Genomic DNA, 17061 nt, shown 5'->3' with positions numbered 1-17061 from the left:
AACGGACGCTTCCTTCGTACTCACCCTCTCGGGCTTTCCTCCGGGCGCTTCCCTTCGGTATTTCGTGTTCCCGACTCTATCAGACTCTTTCGTGTCCGATTCCCCGTCGAATTGGGGTTGCTTCGAGTTCTTCGCTTTCGCGTTTCCCTTTCGGCGTGTCCACTACTTTAGCGGGTTTCCCCGCCCATTCATAATCGAGTCATTCGAGTTCGAATTTCGGCATGCCGAAACGCAGACCCGTTGGGGTTCGATCGTAGGTAGTGGATGGCCGCCTGGGGTTGCTGAACAGCAGGGCCCGTCTCAAGCGGCTCGGGCTACGTTAGGCGCCGCTTGAGGCCGAGTCAAGTTCGGCGCTTGCGGGGCTGATGCGCCCGATACGGGCTCACCGTGGGGTCCTCGGAGATCCAGAAGCGCCACGGGTGCGGGGCGCCGTCGCCGCCCACTCCGGTGCGCGGTCCACTGCGTACCTGGTCGGGCGTGGGAGGGGTGCCCGTCAGTACGGAGAGGGGGGCCTTCGGGCCGTCGCACACGTCGGTGCCGTTCAGGGCCCGTCCCACGTCCAGAGCGGTGGCCAGGCGGGCCGGGCCTTTGGCCAGTTCTCTGTCATGACGGGCCGAGATTCGACGTTTGCGGGCCAGATCGACGCCCACCCGGATCTCGCCCGCCCTCAGCAGAACACCGCTCGCGCGGCCCTCAGGACCGCACACCAGGTTGAGGCAGTGCCACATGCCGTACGTGAAGTAGACGTACGCGTGTCCTGGCGGCCCGAACATCACCTCGTTCCGGGGCGTGCGGCCCCGGAAGGCGTGGGAGCCCGGGTCGTTCGGGCCGTCGTAGGCCTCCACCTCGGTCAGGCGCAGTTCGAGGGGGCCCGCCTCGGTATGGCGTACGAGCGTGCGGCCCAGGAGGTCCGGAGCGACCTCCAGGACGGGCCGGTCGAAGAAGTCCCTTGCCAGTGGCGTACGTTCGGTGCCCGCGATCATGGCGTCCGAGGGTAGTGGACGGCGGGGCGGAACCGGACACGGCGGTTGCGCGTTCGTAGGGGTCGAGGTCGAGAAGTCGTACGGGAAGGACTGGCATGGGGTTCAAGCGGCTGCTGGCGAGCTTGGGAGCCGGCGGGGCTTCGGTGGAGACCGAGCTGACCGAGACCAATGTGGTGCCGGGCGGGGTCGTCCAGGGTGAGGTCCGGATCCAGGGCGGGTCGGTGGACCAGCAGATCGAGGGGCTCTCGGTCGGGCTGCAGGCCCGGGTCGAGGTCGAGGGCGGCGAGCACGAGCACAAGCAGGACATCGAGTTCACCAAGGTGCGGCTCGGCGGGGCCTTCGAGGTGAAGGCGGGGGCCGTGCACGTGGTGCCGTTCGGTCTGGAGATTCCCTGGGAGACGCCGGTCACGGCCGTCGCCGGGCAGCAGCTGCGGGGCATGCACATCGGCGTGACGACCGAGCTGGAGATCGCCCGGGCGCTCGACTCGGGCGACCTGGACCCGATCCAGGTGCATCCGCTGCCGGCCCAGCAGGCGATCCTCGCCGCGCTCATCCAGCTGGGCTTCCGCTTCAAGAGCGCGGACATGGAGAAGGGGCACATCCGCGGGACGCGGCAGCGGCTGCCCTTCTACCAGGAGATCGAGTTCTACCCGCCGTCGCAGTACCGGGGTCTGAACCAGGTGGAGCTGTCGTTCGTCGCGGACGACCGCGCGATGGACGTGGTCCTGGAGATGGACAAGAAGCCGGGTCTGTTCAGCGAGGGCAGCGACTCCTACCGCTCGTTCGAGGTTGGCCTCCACGACTTCCAGGGGACCGACTGGGCGGCGTACCTCAATCAGTGGCTGGCCGAGGTCGGCGGGCGGCGGAACTGGTTCTGAGCGAGGACGCCCTAGGCTCGGTTCCACCAGTTGATGCCGAATCAGGAGGTGCCGACGTGAGCGAGCTCAAGAGGCCGCCGCTTCCCCACGACTTCCACCCCGAGGTGCCGTCGTTCACCGTGGTGAGCGAGGACGTCGAGCCGGGTGCCGTGCTCAAGGACGCCCAGGTCTACGCGGCCGGGAACACCTCGCCGCAGCTGCGGTGGGAAGGGTTTCCGGCCGGGACGAAGAGCTTCGCGGTGACATGCTTCGACCCGGACGCGCCCACCGGCAGCGGGTTCTGGCACTGGTCGGTGTTCGACATCCCGGCGTCGGTGACCGAGCTGCCCGCGGGGGCCGGCAGCGGAAAGTTCGAGGCACTGCCGGCCGGGGCCGTCCAGGTCCGTAACGACTACGGGTCGAAGGACTTCGGCGGTGCGGCGCCGCCGGCCGGGGAGACGCACCGGTACGTCTTCACGGTGTACGCGGTCGACAGCGAGAAGCTCGGCCCGGATGCCGATGCCTCGCCTGCCGTGGTCGGTTTCAACCTGCGGTTCCACACGCTCGGGCGGGCGCAGCTCATCGGTGAGTACACGGGTCCCGCACAGAGCTGATCGTTCGTTTTCCGTTTGCCCTGCCCTGGTCTTGGAGAGATCAGGGCAGGGCATTTTTCTGTTGTCGGCCGGGTTCTTCGCCCGCGCCGGCGCCGATATTGCGTTGTCCATCGTGGCGAGCCCGGCCAGAGTTGATCCCAGCCCGCCAGTCAGTGGGCCGGCACTACGGAGGTGGGCAGGATGCGGGACACGCTGGTACTGAACGCGAGCTTCGAGCCGCTGTCGACGGTGACGCTCAACCGTGCCGTGGTGCTGGTGCTCCAGGACAAGGCCGTGGTCGAGCAGTCCCATCCCCGTCTGCGGATGCGTGCGGCCACCATGGACATACCGGCGCCCCGGGTGATCAGGCTGTGCAGGTACGTGCGGGTGCCGTTCCGAAGACAGGCTCCGTGGTCGAGACGGGGGGTGCTGATCCGGGACCAGCACCGGTGCGCGTACTGCGGGCGGCGGGCGACGACGGTGGACCACGTGGTGCCGCGGGCGCAGGGCGGCCGGGACGGCTGGCTGAACACGGTGGCGTCCTGCGCCGAGGACAACCACCGCAAGGCGGACCGGACGCCGGACGAGGCGGGGATGCCGCTGCTTCGGCAGCCGTTCGTGCCGTCGCCGGCCGATGCGATGCTGCTTGCGATGGCGGCCGGGGCCCGGTCCGAGCTGCCCGAGTGGCTGGCTTCGGGCGCCGCACCGGCCGCGTAACGGGGTCAACTTCCTTGTGGGAAGCCCGCCTTCGGAAGGGAGGCGGGCTTCTTCATGTGCGTACGGCCGCTATTTCAGGGTCAGTTGGAGGATCGCGACGATGCCGACGGCGATGATCACTGCGCGCAGCACCGCGGGCTTGAGGCGGCGGCCGACCTTGGCGCCGATCTGGCCTCCTATGGTCGAGCCGACGGCGATGAGCAGGACGGCGGTCCAGTTGAACTCGGCGACGAAGAGGAAGAAGACGGCCGCGATGCCGTTGACGACGGCGCCGAGGATGTTCTTGACGGCGTTGACGCGCTGCAGGCTGTCGGGCAGGAGCAGGCCCATCAGGGAGAGGTAGAGGACGCCCTGGGCGGCGCCGAAGTAGCCGCCGTACATGCTGGCGAGGAAGAGGCCGGCGAGGAGTGCGGCGCCGCCTTCGGGGTGGGCCTCGGTGCCGCGGGCCTCGCGGCGGCGCTTGATCGCGGCGGCCAGGCGCGGCTGGAACAGGACGAGGACGAGCGCCGCGCCGACCAGGACCGGGACGATCGCGTCGAACGACGAGGACGGCAGGGCGAGCAGCAGGATCGCCCCGGCGAGCCCGCCGAGCAGGGCGGCGGCGCCGAGGCGGAGCACCCGCCGGGTCTGGCCGCGCAGTTCGTGGCGGTAGCCGATGGCCCCGCTGATGGAGCCGGGGACCAGGCCGAGCGCGTTCGACACGTTGGCGGTGATCGGTGGCAGGCCGGTCGCCAGGAGCACGGGGAAGGTGAGGAGCGTGCCGGATCCGACGATCGTGTTGATGGTGCCAGCGCCGATGCCGGCCGCGAAGACCGCGAGTGCTTCCCAGATGGACAAGGCCATCTCCTTACACGTTCAGTGAGTCGCCTCCCCGCCGTGGAGGTCGAGGGGCCGCACTGATCATGCATGAAGGGTGTAAGGGGCAGTCAACTCGCCCCGGTCCACGGGCTGTTCAGCCGATGGGCCGTCAGTCCACGGGGGGTTCTTCGCGGCGCTCGGTCGCGCCGTTGCCGTTGTTGCCGCCGGTGTTGAAGCCGGGCATGCCGCCGCCGAGGTTGCCGAAGGCGCCGGAGAGGCCCTTGAGGGCGTCGCCGATCTCGCTGGGCACGATCCAGAGCTTGTTGGCGTCGCCCTCGGCGATCTTCGGGAGCATCTGGAGGTACTGGTAGGAGAGCAGCTTCTGGTCGGGGTCGCCGGCGTGGATGGATTCGAAGACGGTACGGATGGCCTGGGCCTCGCCCTCGGCGCGCAGGGCGGCCGCCTTGGCCTCACCTTCGGCGCGCAGGATCGCGGACTGCTTCTCGCCCTCGGCGCGCAGGATCTCCGACTGCCGTACGCCTTCGGCCTGGAGGATGGCCGCGCGCTTGTCACGGTCGGCGCGCATCTGCTTCTCCATCGAGTCCTGGATGGAGGTCGGCGGCTCGATGGCCTTGAGCTCGACGCGGTTGACGCGGATGCCCCACTTGCCGGTGGCCTCGTCGAGGACGCCGCGCAGGGCCGCGTTGATCTCCTCGCGGGAGGTCAGGGTCCGCTCCAGGTCCATGCCGCCGATGATGTTGCGGAGCGTGGTGACGGTGAGCTGTTCGATCGCCTGGATGTAGCTGGCGACTTCGTAGGTGGCGGCCCTGGCGTCGGTCACCTGGTAGTAGATGACCGTGTCGATGTTGACGACCAGGTTGTCCTGGGTGATCACCGGCTGGGGCGGGAAGGGGACGACCTGTTCGCGGAGGTCGATGCGGTTGCGGATCGAGTCGATGAACGGGACGACGATGTTCAGGCCCGCGTTCAGCGTCCTCGTGTAGCGGCCGAAGCGCTCCACGATGGCGGCGCTGGCCTGCGGGATCACCTGGATCGTTTTGATCAGGGCGATGAAGACCAGCACCACCAGGATGATCAGGACGATGATGATCGGTTGCATCGCGTACCCCGTGCCCTTCTTGCTCTCGGATGGCCCTGGAAACATTGGTAGTTACCGGACCCGATGATCCTGGCATGGTTCACATGACGATGGCAGTGGCTCCGTCGATCTCGACGACGTCGACCTGACGGCCGGGCTCAAACACGCCGTCCTGGTCGAGCGCGCGGGCCGACCAGACCTCGCCCGCCAGTTTGATCCGGCCGCCGTCGGCGTCGACCCGTTCCAGGACGACGGCCTGACGGCCCTTCAACGCCTCGGTGCCGGTGGCGAGTTGGGGGCGCTGGGCGCGGTGGCGGGCGGCGATGGGCCGGACGACGGAGACGAGGGCGACCGAGACGACCACGAAGACGAGGACCTGGGCGACGGGGCCGAGGCCGAAGCCCGCGCCGATGGCGGCGGCGACCGCGCCGACCGCCATCATGCCGAACTCGGGCATGGTGGTCAGGACGAGGGGAATGCCCAGAGCTGCCGCGCCGATCAGCCACCAAATCCATGCCTCGATGTCCACAAGGTCATGGTAGATCCGGGCGTCCCCTCACCGACAGTGCACAAAGGCCCTAGCCGAGCGGGAGCCCCGTCGCCGTGTAGCGGTCGCCGCGGTGCTCGACGAGGAGCGGGAGGCCGAAGCAGAGGGAGAGGTTGCGGGAGGTGAGCTCGGTCTCCATGGGGCCGGCGGCGAGGACCTTGCCCTGACGGATCATGAGGACGTGGGTGAAGCCGGGGGCGATCTCCTCGACGTGGTGGGTGACCATCACCATCGAGGGCGCGTACGGGTCGCGGGCGAGCCGGCCGAGGCGCCGGACCAGGTCCTCGCGGCCGCCGAGGTCGAGGCCGGCGGCGGGCTCGTCGAGGAGGAGGAGCTCGGGGTCGGTCATCATGGCGCGGGCGATCAGGGTGCGCTTGCGCTCGCCCTCGGAGAGGGTGCCGAACTTGCGGTCCACGAAGTCCGTCATGCCGAGCCGGTCGAGGAAGGCGCGGGCGCGGTCCTCGTCGACGGCGTCGTACTCCTCCTGCCAGGTGGCGGTCATGCCGTACGCGGCGGTGAGCACGGTCTGCAGGACGGTCTGGCGCTTGGGGAGCTTGTCGGCCATGGCGACGCCGGCCATGCCGATGCGCGGGCGCAGCTCGAAGACGTCCACCTTGCCGAGCTGTTCACCGAGGATCTTGGCGGTGCCGGTGCTCGGGAAGAGGTAGCTGGAGGCGATGTTGAGGAGGGTGGTCTTGCCGGCGCCGTTGGGGCCGAGGATGACCCAGCGCTCGCCTTCCTTGACCGACCAGGAGACGTCGTCCACCAGAGCGCGTCCGTCGCGGACCACGGATACGTCCACCAGCTCCAGTACATCGCTCATGAGCGCGTTGTCTCCCCATGCCATCGTCTTGAGTTCGCGAGTGCTTGCCGGGGGCGCCTGTGGGCGCGGTCCCCAGGGAAAACCTACGCCACTGGCGAAGTGATCCCGCCTCTAGGGTCTGTCCGGCGGATCTGGTCGCCCGCGAGATGCCTTCGCTCTGCGGCGCCGGTGAGCGGGGGCCCGGTGCGTCCAGCTGCAAGGCGGAGGATTGAGGCGACGCGGAGCGTCGGCGATTGACGACAACGCGGCAGATGGGCGCACCAGGGCCGCGCGTCCCAGACAAGATCCGCCGGGCAGGCCCTAGGTCCGGTCGTACGGCTTCCCTAGGCTGGAGGCATGTTCTCGGAACCACGTTCAGGTCGGCTGGCCGCATGGGGAAATGCCCTGTTGGCCGGAAATGTCTCGCCGGACGACGCGGCGCTCGCGATCGTCGGGGACGACGCGGTGCACCGCGTGGAAGGGCTGCCCGGCGAGTCCGCGCCGGTGGGGCTCACGCTGGCGCTCGGCCGGCTGCGCACCCTCGGGGTGAACGGCTGGCGGGTCGCGCTCCCGGCGGCGGGGCATCCGCTGGGGCTCAGCGGCCCGGCGGAGTTCAACGCGCGCGCCCTTGAGGCCGAGGAGGCCGTGATCGGGTTCGGCGCCCCGTACGGTCTCGTCCCCGAGCTGTACGAGGCCGGGCCCGCGGGGGACGTGCACGCCGAGGTCGTCTGGCACTGCCTGGCGGTGCGCGAGGCGCCGCCCGCGGACGTGCCCTCGCTCGGGGAGGCCGAGCGTGAGCTCGCGGAGGCGCTGCGGGAGGCGACCGTGGCGCTCAACCGGCTCGACGTGGCGGGCTCGGGTCCCGCCGCGGCCGCCGCGATCGACGCGTACCGGGCGCGGGCCGAGGGCCCCGACGAGGAGGTGCTGGCGCCGGGCTATCCGCCGCGCGCGGTACGGGTGTTGGAGCTGGCCCGGCGGGTCGGGCTGCTGGTGTCGCTGGCCTACGAGAGCGGGCACGGGGGCGCGGTGAGCGCCTCGGAGATCGCGGCGCGGGGCGAGGTGCTGCGCCCGGTGGAGCGGGTGGCCCGGCGGGCCAGGGTCGCCGCGTACAACGCGTATGTGGAGGAGCGGGAGCGGGGCTGAGGTCTCGCGGGCCGAAACGGTTCGGGCAAGGGACCGGCCCCCGGGTGGAACCCGGGGGCCGGAGGTCACTGCGTCGGCGCGGGGCCGGTCAGTTGTTGGAGCTCTCGTTCCCGAAGTCCGAGTTGAGCAGGCCGACCACGTTGAGCGTGTTGCCCGTGACGTTCGCGGGGATGTGCACCGGGACCTGCGCCAGGTTGCCGGCGACGATGCCCGGGGAGTGCTCGGCCTTGCCGTTGGCCACCCCGTCGGCGGAGGCAGCGCCGGTCGCGGCGGCGAGGGCGCCGCCGGCGAGCAGGGTGACGGCGAGAGCCTTGTTGAGCTTCATGTTCTGGATCCTCCTGGTCTTCGCCGCGACCAGCCGCCGCGGCATGCCTGGAGAACGCTCACCGCCGTCAGGGGATGCGCTATGTGGGTGACATCCACACGACGGTATGAATCTTGCACCGTACGGTGACGATCCGGTTTACGTATTTCAGACAGTCGGATCAGCCCGTCACGCCGTGCCGTACGGCCCACAGCGCGGCCTGCGTGCGGTCGGCGAGGTCCAGCTTCATCAGGATGTTGGAGACGTGCGTCTTGACGGTCTTCTCGGACAGCACGAGGTGGCGGGCGATCTCGCGGTTGGAGCGGCCGTCCGCGATCAGCGCCAGGACCTCTTTCTCCCGCTCGGTCAGGGTCGTGCCACGGCCGGTGCCGCCGTGCCCGTCGTCCTGGCTGAGCAGGGCGCCCGCCACCTCGGGCTGGAGCAGCACATGGCCCGCGTGCACCGAGCGGATCGCTCCGGCCAGCGCGTCCGGGTCGACGTCCTTGTATACGTAACCGGAGGCGCCGGCCCGCAGGGCGGGGACCACGGTGCGCTGCTCGGTGAAGCTGGTGACGATGAGGACCTTGGCCCCATTGGCGAGCTCGCGGAGCTTGCGCAGGGCCTCGATGCCGTCCATGCCCGGCATCTTCACGTCCATCAGGACGACGTCCGGCTTCAGCTCCTCGGCGCGGGCCACGCCCTCGGCGCCGTCGGAGGCCTCCCCCACCACCTCTATGTCGTCCTGTACTTCCAGGAACGTACGCAGTCCTCGGCGGACCACCTGGTGGTCGTCCACGAGCAGGACCCTGATCACCTTGTCAGCCACCGGGGACCTCCATCTTGATCGTGGCGCCCTCGCCGGGTGCCGATTGCACGGTGAGCCTGCCGCCGACGCCGCTCGCCCGGTGCCGCATGGACACCAGGCCGAGGTGGCGGCCCGCGCGGCGGACCCGGCTCGGCTCGAAGCCCCGGCCGTTGTCGGTGATCCGCAGCACCGCGCCTTGGCCGCTGCGCTCCAGGACGACGTCGACCCGGCCGGCGCCGGAGTGGCGCAGCGCGTTGTGCAGGGCCTCCTGGGCGACCCTCAGGAGGGCCTCCTCCTGGGCCGGGGGCAGCGCGCGCACGCCTTGGTTGTCGAAGGTGACGCGGGCCGCGTGGGCCCGGTCGAGGACCTGGATCTGGGTGCGCAGCGTGTGCACCAGGCCGTCCTCCTCCAAGGCTGCGGGCCTCAACTCCACTACGGCGGCGCGCAGTTCGTCGGCGGCTTCCGCCGCGAGGGCCGCGACCTGCTGGAGCTCGCCCTTGGCGCGGACCGGGTCGCGGTCCACCAGGGTGGCGGCCGCCTGGGCGGTGAGGCGCAGCGAGAAGAGCTTCTGGCTGACCGCGTCGTGCAGTTCGTGGGCGAGCCGGGAACGCTCCTCGGCGATGGTCAGCTCGCGGCTGCGCTCGTACAGGCGGGCGTTGGTGAGGGCGATCGCGGCGTGCTGGGCGAGCAGGCGCAGCAGTTCCTCGTCGTCCTCGGTGAAGCCGCAGCCGCCGTCCGGCTTGGGGCAGCGCTTGTTGGCGAGGAAGAGGGCGCCGAGCGTCTCGTCCCCGTCGCGGATCGGCATGCCCAGGAAGTCGGACATGTCGGGGTGGGCGGACGGCCAGCCCTCGAAGCGGGGGTCCTTGCGGACGTCGGCGAGGCGCTCGGCCTTCTCCTCGTGGAGCATCGCGGCGAGGATGCCGTGCTGGCGGGGCAGCGGACCGATCGCCCGCCACTGCTCGTCGCTGACGCCGTCGACCACGAACTGGGCGAAGCCGCCGTGGTCGTCGGGGACGCCGAGCGCCGCGTACTCCGCGTCGAGCAGTTCGCGGGCCGACGCGGTAATCGTCTTGAGGACGTCGCCGACCTCCAGGTGCCTGCTCATGGCGAGCAGAGCGGTGCTCACGGCGGCGAGACCCGCGCTCGGTGACGGGGTCTCCCCTGGTCCGGGGGCGCGCGCGGGACGGGAGCAGCTCATGTCGTCACCGTACCGGCGGGGTATGACAGCGCGCCTCGGGCTGTGGACCTCCACCTATTAGGTCGGCGGGCCTAGGTCGAAGTGCCTTGCCGGGGTGGGGCCCGCGTCCGAGGCGGCGGGGACGCACCCGGAGCCACTCTGAACGCATCGACGGACGGTTCGACGTGACAGAGGGGTTGGTCATCATGCCGGTTGCGATCATCACGGGGGCCTCCAAGGGGCTCGGGCGGGCGCTCGCCGGGGCGCTCGCCGGGCGGGGCTGGGACCTCGTCCTCGATGCCAGGACCGCTCCCGTACTGGAGGAGACGGCGCGCGGGCTCGATGCGTACGGCACGAAGGTCGTGGCGCTGCCGGGGGACGTCACCGATGCCGGGCACCGGGCGGAGCTGGTGGCGGCGGCCCGGGACCTCGGCGGGCTCGACCTCCTTGTGAACAACGCCTCCGCGCTGGGCGCCGAGCCGCTCGTACGCCTGGAGGAGCTGGATCTGGCCGGCCTGCGGGCAGCCCTGGAGACCAATGTGGTCGCGGCGCTGGGCCTCGTACAGGAGGCGCTGCCGCTGCTGCGGGAGTCGTCCGTGGGCGCGGTGGTCGCGGTCAGTTCGGACGCGGCGGGCGAGGCGTACGAGACGTGGGGCGGGTACGGGGCCTCGAAGGCGGCCCTGGACCGGCTGGCCGCGGTGCTCGGCGTGGAGGAGCCGGGGCTTCGGGTGTGGGCGGTGGACCCGGGCGACATGCGCACCGACCTGTACGCGGCGGCGGTGCCGGACGACGACTCGGGCCGGCCCGAGCCATCGACGGCTGTGCCGGGGTTCCTGCGGCTCCTCGACGAGCGGCCGGCGAGCGGGCGCTACAGCGCCCCGTCTCTTACGGAAGGCCTCGTGGAGGCCCCTGTGGAGGTGGCGCGATGACCGTGCCCATGGTGGTGCGGGTGCCCGACGCTCTGCTCGCCTCGGTGCCCGCGGAGGTGCGCGGGACCGGGCGCGACGACGTACGGCTGATGGTGTCGCGCGGCACGCGGGTCTCCCATCACGCCTTCCGCGATCTTGCGGAGCAGCTGCGGGCCGGTGACGTGCTCGTCGTCAATACGTCGCAGACGATGCCCGCGGCGGTCGACGGAACAGTGGAGGGCGGGCCGGTGGTGGTGCACTTCTCGACCCGGGGGCCCGACGGGCGCTGGGCGGTGGAGCTGCGTACGCCGACGGCGTCGGGGAGTACCGAGCGGCGGACCGGGGACCTGGCGGGGGCGGTGGTGGCGCTGCCCGGCGGGGAGCGGCTCGTGCTCGACGAGGCGCTGAGCCCGGACCGGCTGTGGTGGGCGCGGGTCTCCGCGGCCGATGTGCCGGGGCTGCTGCACCGGCACGGGCGGCCCATCCGGTACGCCTACACCGAGCGGGACCAGCCGCTCGCCGCCTACCAGACGGTGTTCGCGCTGCCTGCTCCCGGTGGGCTCGGCTCGGCGGAGATGCCGAGTGCGGCGCGGCCCTTCACGGTCGAGCTGGTCGTGGAGCTGGTGCGGCGCGGCGTGCAGTTCGCGCCGGTCACGCTGCATACCGGGGTGGCCTCGGCGGAGGCGCACGAGCCGCCGTACCCGGAGCGCTTCGAGGTGCCGGGGGCGACGGGCCGCCTTGTGAACGCGGCCAAAGCGGGTGGCGGCCGGATCGTGGCCGTGGGGACCACGGCGGTGCGCGCCCTGGAGTCGGCGACCGGGGCCGACGGGGTGGTGCGCGAGTCCGCGGGCTGGACGGATCTCGTGGTGACCCCGGAGCGCGGGGTGCGGGTGGTGGACGGCCTGCTGACCGGGCTGCACGAGCCGGAGGCCTCCCACCTTCTGATGCTGGAGGCGATCGCGGGGCGCGAGGCGCTGGCCGTCGCCTACGACCAGGCGCTGAGCCGGCTCTACCTGTGGCACGAGTTCGGCGACGTCCACCTCCTACTTCCGGACGAGAACCCTCACTATGCGCATTGCTCCAGCAACGTTTGGTGAGACTGTTACGCGTCCGATGTGAGCCCGCGCATAGGACGCACATCACTTACGAAGCCGTTTAGTGGACAAATAAAGCCGGTGTGAGCGGGACGAGAGTGGGTACGAGCCGACTTTCGCCCGGGCGTGATCCACTACCCGGCTTCGTAATGAGCACCTTTGCCACCAGATTTTGCGGCCGCTAACAATGGCTCCCGTCGCACAGCGCTGCGGCTCAATCGCCGCGGCGCTTCGATGCGCCGTCCACGTCATTCGGAAGAGGTCCACAGCCATGCCCGAGTCCAGCAACCCTGGTCACAGTCGTCTCACCCAGACGCACAAGATCTCGATTGCCGGTGTCGCCGCCCTCGGCGCCGCCGCTCTCGCCCTCTCGGTCTTCCCCGGGACGGGTCAGTCGGGCAACGCCATGGCTGCCGAGCCCGCCGCCTTCTCGGCGACCGTCGCGAGCACGAAGACCGTTTCGGAGTCCGTCTCCAAGCAGCACGTCACCGCCGACCAGCAGGCCAAGGCCGCCGCAAAGGCGAAGGCCGACGCGGACGCCAAGGCGAAGGCCCAGGCCGAGGCGAAGAAGCGGGACGAGGCGGCCGCCGCAAGCCGCTCCGCCGCCCGCAAGCCGGTGTACGCCAACAACCTCGACGGCTGGATCCGCCAGTCCCTCGACATCATGAAGAGCAAGGGCATCCCGGGCTCGTACGAGGGTCTGCACCGCAACATCATGCGCGAGTCGACCGGCAACCCGATGGCCATCAACGGCTGGGACATCAACGCCATCAACGGCGTCCCGTCTAAGGGTCTGCTCCAGGTCATCCAGCCGACCTTCAACGCGTACCACGTGGCCGGCACCTCGTGGAACATCTACGACCCGGTCGCCAACATCACCGCCGCCGCCAACTACGCGGCCGACAAGTACGGCTCGATGGACAACGTCAACAGCGCCTACTGATCCGCATCGGACCACTGGTCCTCTCCGGACGGCTGATCTCTCCGGACGCAGCAGAAGGGCGGCACCCCCATGGGGTGCCGCCCTTCTCGCGTTGTCAGGCGCGGGCTACTTGCGCATGACCTCGGGCTCGTGGCGGCGCAGCAGGCGTGCGACGAAGAAGCCGAGGACGACGCCGATGAACAGCAGCACCGAGATGTTGATGAACCACTGCGACGCCTCGTGCTTCCACAGCGGGTCGAGGTTGGTCGGGTCGTTCTGGTCCATCGGCCCCATCAGGTGGGACAGGTCGAGCGTCGTGCCGACGCCCGCGATGGCCCAGCGCGACGGCATCAGCCAGGCGAACTGCTCCAGGCCGACCGAGTCGTACACCTTGAACAGGATGCCGGTGAAGACGACCTGCACGATGGCGAACATGACCAGGAGCGGCATCGTCTTCTCGGAGGTCTTCACCAGCGAGGAGATGATCAGGCCGAACATCATCGAGGTGAAGCCGAGCGCGATCACGACCAGGCACATCTCGATCGCGGGCGGCATCACGAGGCCCTCGGTGGGCAGCTTGCGGGTCGAGAAGCCGATCACGCAGAGGATCACGCCCTGGAAGGCCGTGATGACGCCGAGCACCAGGATCTTGGACATCAGGTACGCCGAGCGGGACAGGCCGGTGGCCCGTTCGCGTTCGTAGATGACCCGTTCCTTGATCAGTTCTCGTACGGAGTTGGCCGCGCCCGAGAAGCACATGCCGACCGCGAGGATCAGCATGATCGTGCCGGCGTCGCCGTTGAACCGGGACGGCGGCGTGGGCGGCGCGAGGCCGAACTTCGCCGGGATGACGACGCTGACCGAGCCGATCACCGCGGGCAGGGCCACCGACAGGGCGAGGAAGCCCTTGTCGGAGGCGATGACCGAGACGTAGCGGCGCATCAGGGTCCACAGCTGGGAGGCCCAGCCCTGCGGCTTCGGCGGCTTCATCGCCTGGGCCGGCGGCATCTGTACGGACTGCGGGGCCACCGCGTCGATGTCCGCGGCGTACATCTGGTAGTGCTGCGAGCCCTTCCAGCGGCCCGCCCAGTCGTAGTCGCGGTAGCTCTCGAAGGCGGAGAAGACGTCGGCCCAAGTGCTGTAGCCGAAGAAGTTCAGCGCCTCCTCCGGCGGACCGAAGTACGCCACCGAGCCGCCCGGCGCCATCACGAGCAGCTTGTCGCAGATGGCGAGCTCGGCCACCGAGTGGGTGACCACCAGGACCGTGCGGCCGTCGTCGGCCAGGCCCCGGAGCAGCTGCATGACGTCGCGGTCCATACCCGGGTCGAGGCCCGAGGTGGGCTCGTCGAGGAAGATCAGCGACGGCTTGGTCAGGAGCTCCAGGGCCACCGAGACGCGCTTGCGCTGGCCGCCGGAGAGGGAGGTGACCTTCTTCTCCTTGTGGATGTCCAGCTTGAGCTCGCGCAGCACCTCGTCGATGCGCTGCTGGCGCTCGTTCTCGGTGGTGTCGGCGGGGAAGCGCAGCTTGGCCGCGTACTTCAGCGCCTTCTTGACGGTCAGCTCCTTGTGCAGGATGTCGTCCTGCGGGACCAGACCGATGCGCTGGCGCAGCTCGGCGAACTGCTTGTACAGGTTCCGGTTGTCGTAGAGGACGTCACCCTTGTTGGCGGGCCGGTAGCCGGTGAGCGCCTTGAGCAGGGTGGACTTTCCGGAGCCCGAGGGGCCGATGACCGCGATGAGGGACTTCTCGGGGACGCCGAAGGAGACGTCCTTGAGGATGTCCTTGCCGCCGTCGACCGTGACGGTCAGGTGGCGGGCCGAGAAGGAGACGTCACCGGTGTCGACGAACTCTTCGAGCCGGTCGCCGACGATGCGGAAGGTCGAGTGGCCGACGCCGACGATGTCCTGCGGGCCGAGCAGGACGCTGCCGCCCTTGGCGATCGGCTGGCCGTTGACGTACGTGCCGTTGTGGGACCCGAGGTCGCGGATCTCCATCCGGCCGTCGGGCGTCGCGTGGAACTCGGCGTGGTGACGCGAGACCTGGAGGTCGGAGACCACCAGCTCGTTCTCCAGGGCACGGCCGATGCGCATGACGCGGCCGAGCGCGACCTGGTGGAACGTGGTCGGGCTGCGGTCGCCGTAGACCGGCGGAGCACCCGCGGCGCCGCCGCCCTGCTGCTGCGGGACCTGCGGCTGCTGCGGCTGGGGCTGCTGCCACTGCTGCTGCGGCGGGACCTGCGCCTGCTGGGGCTGCTGAGGCGGCTGCGCCCAGCCGCCCTGCTGCGGCGGGGCCTGCTGGGGCTGCGGGTGGACAGGCGCGGCCTGCGCCTGCTGGGCCGGGGCGGGCTGCGCGTAGGCGGCCGCGGCGGCACCGGTCAGATTCAGCCGCGGGCCGTCGGTCGCATTGCCGAGGTGGACGGAAGAGCCTGGGCCGATTTCCATCTGGTGGATCCGCTGGCCCTGCACGTAGGTGCCGTTGGTCGATCCGTGATCCTCGATGACCCAACTGCGGCCGCCCCAGCTGATCGTGGCATGGCGCCACGAGACTCTGGCGTCGTCGACCACGAGGTCACCCTGCGGATCGCGCCCGAGGGTGTATGACCTGGACGGATCGAGCGTCCAGGTGCTGCCATTCAATTCCAGTACGAGTTCCGGCACTCCAGCCCCACTTATCGTCCCCCGAAAGACCTCCGCACCGGAGGCCTGTGACTCCCGACACAGGGAGTCTAGGGATGGTGAACATCGTGGGGAACTATTTCAGGCCCGGGCTCGTATCCGAAACCCGGGCCTTGTGAATTACGTGCACAGACCCGGCACAGTCCGGTCGCGGTCGTGCAACAGGCGCCCGGGGCCCGCCCGTTGACGTGGACCAAACACCCCCCGAGAGTAGTAAGCACCCATGAGTGCATACGGATCATGATGTCCGCGCATAAAGGAACATGACAGCGGATGAAAATGTCCTCTCCGTATGAATGGGGGCAAGTCGGCTCGTATCGGGGGGTCCTGATGAGCGTGGGCGACAACGACGTCCGAGGTGCGATCCGGTGGGGCGATGTCGTGCTCGCCTCGATCGCCTCGGTGAGCTGGGCCCTGGTCGCGATGGCGGGCACGGCCGCGCTCGGACTGCATCTGCTCGGGGCGGACGCGGCGGGGGCGCTCGGCCCGATGACCGCGGCCGTGGTGGTGCTCGGGGCGGGCGGCTCGGTCACCCCGTCCGGCGACGTCTCGGCGTTCGGGCTGACCGGAGCGGAGGCGACGACGGCCGTCGATTTCGCGCCACTGAGCGTCGGGCTCGCGGGCGCCCTGCTGCTCGCCTTCTTCTTCCTGCGCTCGCTGCGGGCCGCCGGGGCCTGGATCTCCGGCGCCGAACTCACGGCCCGCGCGGCCGCGGTGGCCGTCCTGTTCGTCGCCGTGATCGGCGGGCTCGCCTGGGCCGGCCACGACCTCATCACGCTCGACGGATCCCAGCTGGGCCTCGGCCAGGTGAAGGTGCCCGGCGTGCCGAGCATCCCCGGCATCGGGGACGTCGGCGGCCTGCTGCCGGGCCGGCTCGCCGACCTCGCGGACGCCAAGGCGAAGGTCGGCTTCAGCGTCCAAACGACCCGCTCGCTGGTCGGGGCGGCGTGCTGGGTGCTCGCGGTCCTGGTGATCGCCCTGCTTGCCTCCCGCCGCACCCCGCTGCCGCGCTCCTGGTCGGCGCTGCACCGGGTGGTGCGGCCCGCGGTGTCCGCGCTGGTGACGGTGGTCCTGGTGGCGGTCGTGGCGGGGCTCGCGGCGGCGGCGTACGCGGCGATCGGCGACGCCCACCCGAAGCGGATCGCGGGCGCGGCGCTGCTCGGCGCGCCCAACGGCGTGTGGCTGGCGATCCCGCTCGGCCTTTTCGTGCCCTGGCACGGCCATGCCACGGGCGCGCTCGCCACCGTCCTGCCCGACCCGCTCGACCGGCTGATCGGGGCGAAGAGCGACGAGTCGGTGACGCTGGGGCGGCTCGCCCAACTCGACCACCGGGTCTGGCTGTTGGCGGTCGCGACGGGCGTGCTCATGCTGTACGCGGGGGTGCTCGCCGCGGCCCGTACGCCGGTGGGCAGGGGCTCGCTCGGCGCTTTCGTGGGGCGGTGCGCGCTGTCGCTGGCCGCGGCCACCGCGGTGGCGCTGCCCCTGATGGTGTGGCTCACCGGGGTGTCCGCGAACGCCTCCCTGTCGGTCCTGGGCTTCGACGCGTTCGGGGCGGGCATCGAACTGCACGGCGACGCGGGGCTCGCGCTCGCGCTCGGCGCCGGGTGGGGGGCCGCGGCGGGGGCGGCGGGGGCGC

Annotated in this window: 17 protein-coding genes; 8 read left to right on the top strand and 9 right to left on the bottom strand. The window is 70.4% G+C overall.

The genetic code is table 11. The annotated features are described in order from the left end of the window. Nucleotides 1–341: 341 nt before the first annotated feature. Nucleotides 342–983 carry a DNA-3-methyladenine glycosylase gene (locus ADK54_RS04420; RefSeq protein ID WP_053724175.1) on the bottom strand — a complete coding sequence of 214 codons (642 nt, stop codon included), beginning with the start codon at nucleotides 981–983 and terminating at the stop codon, nucleotides 342–344. A gap of 95 nt (nucleotides 984–1078) precedes the next feature. Between ADK54_RS04420 and ADK54_RS04415 the strand changes: the two genes are divergently transcribed. The 3 genes from ADK54_RS04415 (at nucleotide 1079) to ADK54_RS04405 (ending at nucleotide 3150) form a co-directional block, all read left to right on the top strand. Next, the gene (locus tag ADK54_RS04415) at nucleotides 1079–1861 is read left to right on the top strand and encodes a sporulation protein (protein ID WP_053724174.1); all 783 of its coding nucleotides are present in this window, start codon (nucleotides 1079–1081) and stop codon (nucleotides 1859–1861) included. A gap of 56 nt (nucleotides 1862–1917) precedes the next feature. Continuing rightward, nucleotides 1918–2454, top strand: coding sequence for a YbhB/YbcL family Raf kinase inhibitor-like protein (locus ADK54_RS04410; protein WP_053724173.1), 537 nt, complete (start codon nucleotides 1918–1920; stop codon nucleotides 2452–2454). 180 nt (nucleotides 2455–2634) lie between these two features. Further along, the gene (locus ADK54_RS04405; RefSeq protein WP_053724172.1) at nucleotides 2635–3150 is read left to right on the top strand and encodes an HNH endonuclease; all 516 of its coding nucleotides are present in this window, start codon (nucleotides 2635–2637) and stop codon (nucleotides 3148–3150) included. A gap of 69 nt (nucleotides 3151–3219) precedes the next feature. On the opposite strand, the gene ADK54_RS04400 is transcribed toward ADK54_RS04405, so the two are convergent. From ADK54_RS04400 to ADK54_RS04385, 4 genes are all read right to left on the bottom strand, one after another. Beyond that, nucleotides 3220–3993, bottom strand: coding sequence for a sulfite exporter TauE/SafE family protein (locus ADK54_RS04400; protein ID WP_053724171.1), 774 nt, complete (start codon nucleotides 3991–3993; stop codon nucleotides 3220–3222). Nucleotides 3994–4117: 124 nt separating this feature from the next. Beyond that, entirely contained in the window at nucleotides 4118–5068 is a 951-nt protein-coding gene (locus ADK54_RS04395; RefSeq protein ID WP_053724170.1) for an SPFH domain-containing protein, read from the bottom strand. A 79-nt stretch (nucleotides 5069–5147) separates the two neighbouring features. Next, entirely contained in the window at nucleotides 5148–5576 is a 429-nt protein-coding gene (locus ADK54_RS04390; RefSeq protein ID WP_053724169.1) for an NfeD family protein, read from the bottom strand. Nucleotides 5577–5625: 49 nt separating this feature from the next. Then, entirely contained in the window at nucleotides 5626–6417 is a 792-nt protein-coding gene (locus tag ADK54_RS04385; protein WP_053724168.1) for an ABC transporter ATP-binding protein, read from the bottom strand. 336 nt (nucleotides 6418–6753) lie between these two features. On the opposite strand from ADK54_RS04385, the gene ADK54_RS04380 reads away from it, so the two are divergent. Then, complete coding sequence (locus tag ADK54_RS04380) at nucleotides 6754–7539, top strand: hypothetical protein (protein WP_078966121.1); 786 nt, start codon at nucleotides 6754–6756, stop codon at nucleotides 7537–7539. Between the two features lie 88 nt (nucleotides 7540–7627). Here ADK54_RS04380 and ADK54_RS04375 read toward each other — a convergent pair whose 3' ends face one another. From ADK54_RS04375 to ADK54_RS04365, 3 genes are all read right to left on the bottom strand, one after another. After that, nucleotides 7628–7864 (bottom strand): chaplin, encoded by a 237-nt coding sequence (locus ADK54_RS04375; RefSeq protein ID WP_053724176.1) that lies wholly within the window; start codon nucleotides 7862–7864, stop codon nucleotides 7628–7630. A gap of 160 nt (nucleotides 7865–8024) precedes the next feature. Next, nucleotides 8025–8669: a response regulator gene (locus ADK54_RS04370; protein ID WP_053724166.1), complete on the bottom strand. Its 645-nt coding sequence runs from the start codon at nucleotides 8667–8669 to the stop codon at nucleotides 8025–8027. Continuing rightward, on the bottom strand, nucleotides 8662–9846 hold the full coding sequence (locus tag ADK54_RS04365) for a GAF domain-containing sensor histidine kinase (protein ID WP_078966120.1): 1185 nt from the start codon (nucleotides 9844–9846) through the stop codon (nucleotides 8662–8664). Before ADK54_RS04365 ends, ADK54_RS04370 begins: the two co-directional genes overlap by 8 nt. A gap of 185 nt (nucleotides 9847–10031) precedes the next feature. On the opposite strand from ADK54_RS04365, the gene ADK54_RS04360 reads away from it, so the two are divergent. The 3 genes from ADK54_RS04360 (at nucleotide 10032) to ADK54_RS04350 (ending at nucleotide 12770) form a co-directional block, all read left to right on the top strand. After that, complete coding sequence (locus tag ADK54_RS04360) at nucleotides 10032–10754, top strand: SDR family NAD(P)-dependent oxidoreductase (protein ID WP_053724164.1); 723 nt, start codon at nucleotides 10032–10034, stop codon at nucleotides 10752–10754. After that, nucleotides 10751–11830: an S-adenosylmethionine:tRNA ribosyltransferase-isomerase gene (locus ADK54_RS04355; protein WP_053724163.1), complete on the top strand. Its 1080-nt coding sequence runs from the start codon at nucleotides 10751–10753 to the stop codon at nucleotides 11828–11830. The genes ADK54_RS04360 and ADK54_RS04355 overlap by 4 nt, the downstream gene beginning before the upstream one ends. Before the next feature lie 268 nt (nucleotides 11831–12098). Then, on the top strand, nucleotides 12099–12770 hold the full coding sequence (locus ADK54_RS04350; RefSeq protein ID WP_053724162.1) for a transglycosylase SLT domain-containing protein: 672 nt from the start codon (nucleotides 12099–12101) through the stop codon (nucleotides 12768–12770). A gap of 105 nt (nucleotides 12771–12875) precedes the next feature. Here ADK54_RS04350 and ADK54_RS04345 read toward each other — a convergent pair whose 3' ends face one another. Then, entirely contained in the window at nucleotides 12876–15407 is a 2532-nt protein-coding gene (locus ADK54_RS04345; protein WP_053724161.1) for an FHA domain-containing protein, read from the bottom strand. 348 nt (nucleotides 15408–15755) lie between these two features. Here ADK54_RS04345 and ADK54_RS04340 point away from each other — a divergent pair. Next, nucleotides 15756–17061, top strand: a 1306-nt coding sequence (locus ADK54_RS04340) for a streptophobe family protein (protein ID WP_234391921.1), incomplete at its 3' end; no start/stop codon positions are given.

Origin of the sequence: Streptomyces sp. WM6378 (assembly GCF_001279695.1) — a bacterium.
Classification (GTDB): domain Bacteria; phylum Actinomycetota; class Actinomycetes; order Streptomycetales; family Streptomycetaceae; genus Streptomyces.
This window is presented reverse-complemented; position numbering and strand designations above follow the sequence as displayed.

What these genes read in the sequence shown, in the direction of transcription:
- ADK54_RS04400 (WP_053724171.1), bottom strand. Translation starts at nt 3,993, where the DNA reads ATGGCCTTGTCCATCTGGGAAGCACTCGCGGTCTTCGCGGCCGGCATC.
- ADK54_RS04375 (WP_053724176.1), bottom strand. Translation starts at nt 7,864, where the DNA reads ATGAAGCTCAACAAGGCTCTCGCCGTCACCCTGCTCGCCGGCGGCGCC.
- ADK54_RS04415 (WP_053724174.1), top strand. Translation starts at nt 1,079, where the DNA reads ATGGGGTTCAAGCGGCTGCTGGCGAGCTTGGGAGCCGGCGGGGCTTCG.
- ADK54_RS04405 (WP_053724172.1), top strand. Translation starts at nt 2,635, where the DNA reads ATGCGGGACACGCTGGTACTGAACGCGAGCTTCGAGCCGCTGTCGACG.
- ADK54_RS04355 (WP_053724163.1), top strand. Translation starts at nt 10,751, where the DNA reads ATGACCGTGCCCATGGTGGTGCGGGTGCCCGACGCTCTGCTCGCCTCG.
- ADK54_RS04360 (WP_053724164.1), top strand. Translation starts at nt 10,032, where the DNA reads ATGCCGGTTGCGATCATCACGGGGGCCTCCAAGGGGCTCGGGCGGGCG.
- ADK54_RS04395 (WP_053724170.1), bottom strand. Translation starts at nt 5,068, where the DNA reads ATGCAACCGATCATCATCGTCCTGATCATCCTGGTGGTGCTGGTCTTC.
- ADK54_RS04420 (WP_053724175.1), bottom strand. Translation starts at nt 983, where the DNA reads ATGATCGCGGGCACCGAACGTACGCCACTGGCAAGGGACTTCTTCGAC.
- ADK54_RS04380 (WP_078966121.1), top strand. Translation starts at nt 6,754, where the DNA reads ATGTTCTCGGAACCACGTTCAGGTCGGCTGGCCGCATGGGGAAATGCC.
- ADK54_RS04350 (WP_053724162.1), top strand. Translation starts at nt 12,099, where the DNA reads ATGCCCGAGTCCAGCAACCCTGGTCACAGTCGTCTCACCCAGACGCAC.
- ADK54_RS04365 (WP_078966120.1), bottom strand. Translation starts at nt 9,846, where the DNA reads ATGAGCTGCTCCCGTCCCGCGCGCGCCCCCGGACCAGGGGAGACCCCG.
- ADK54_RS04385 (WP_053724168.1), bottom strand. Translation starts at nt 6,417, where the DNA reads ATGAGCGATGTACTGGAGCTGGTGGACGTATCCGTGGTCCGCGACGGA.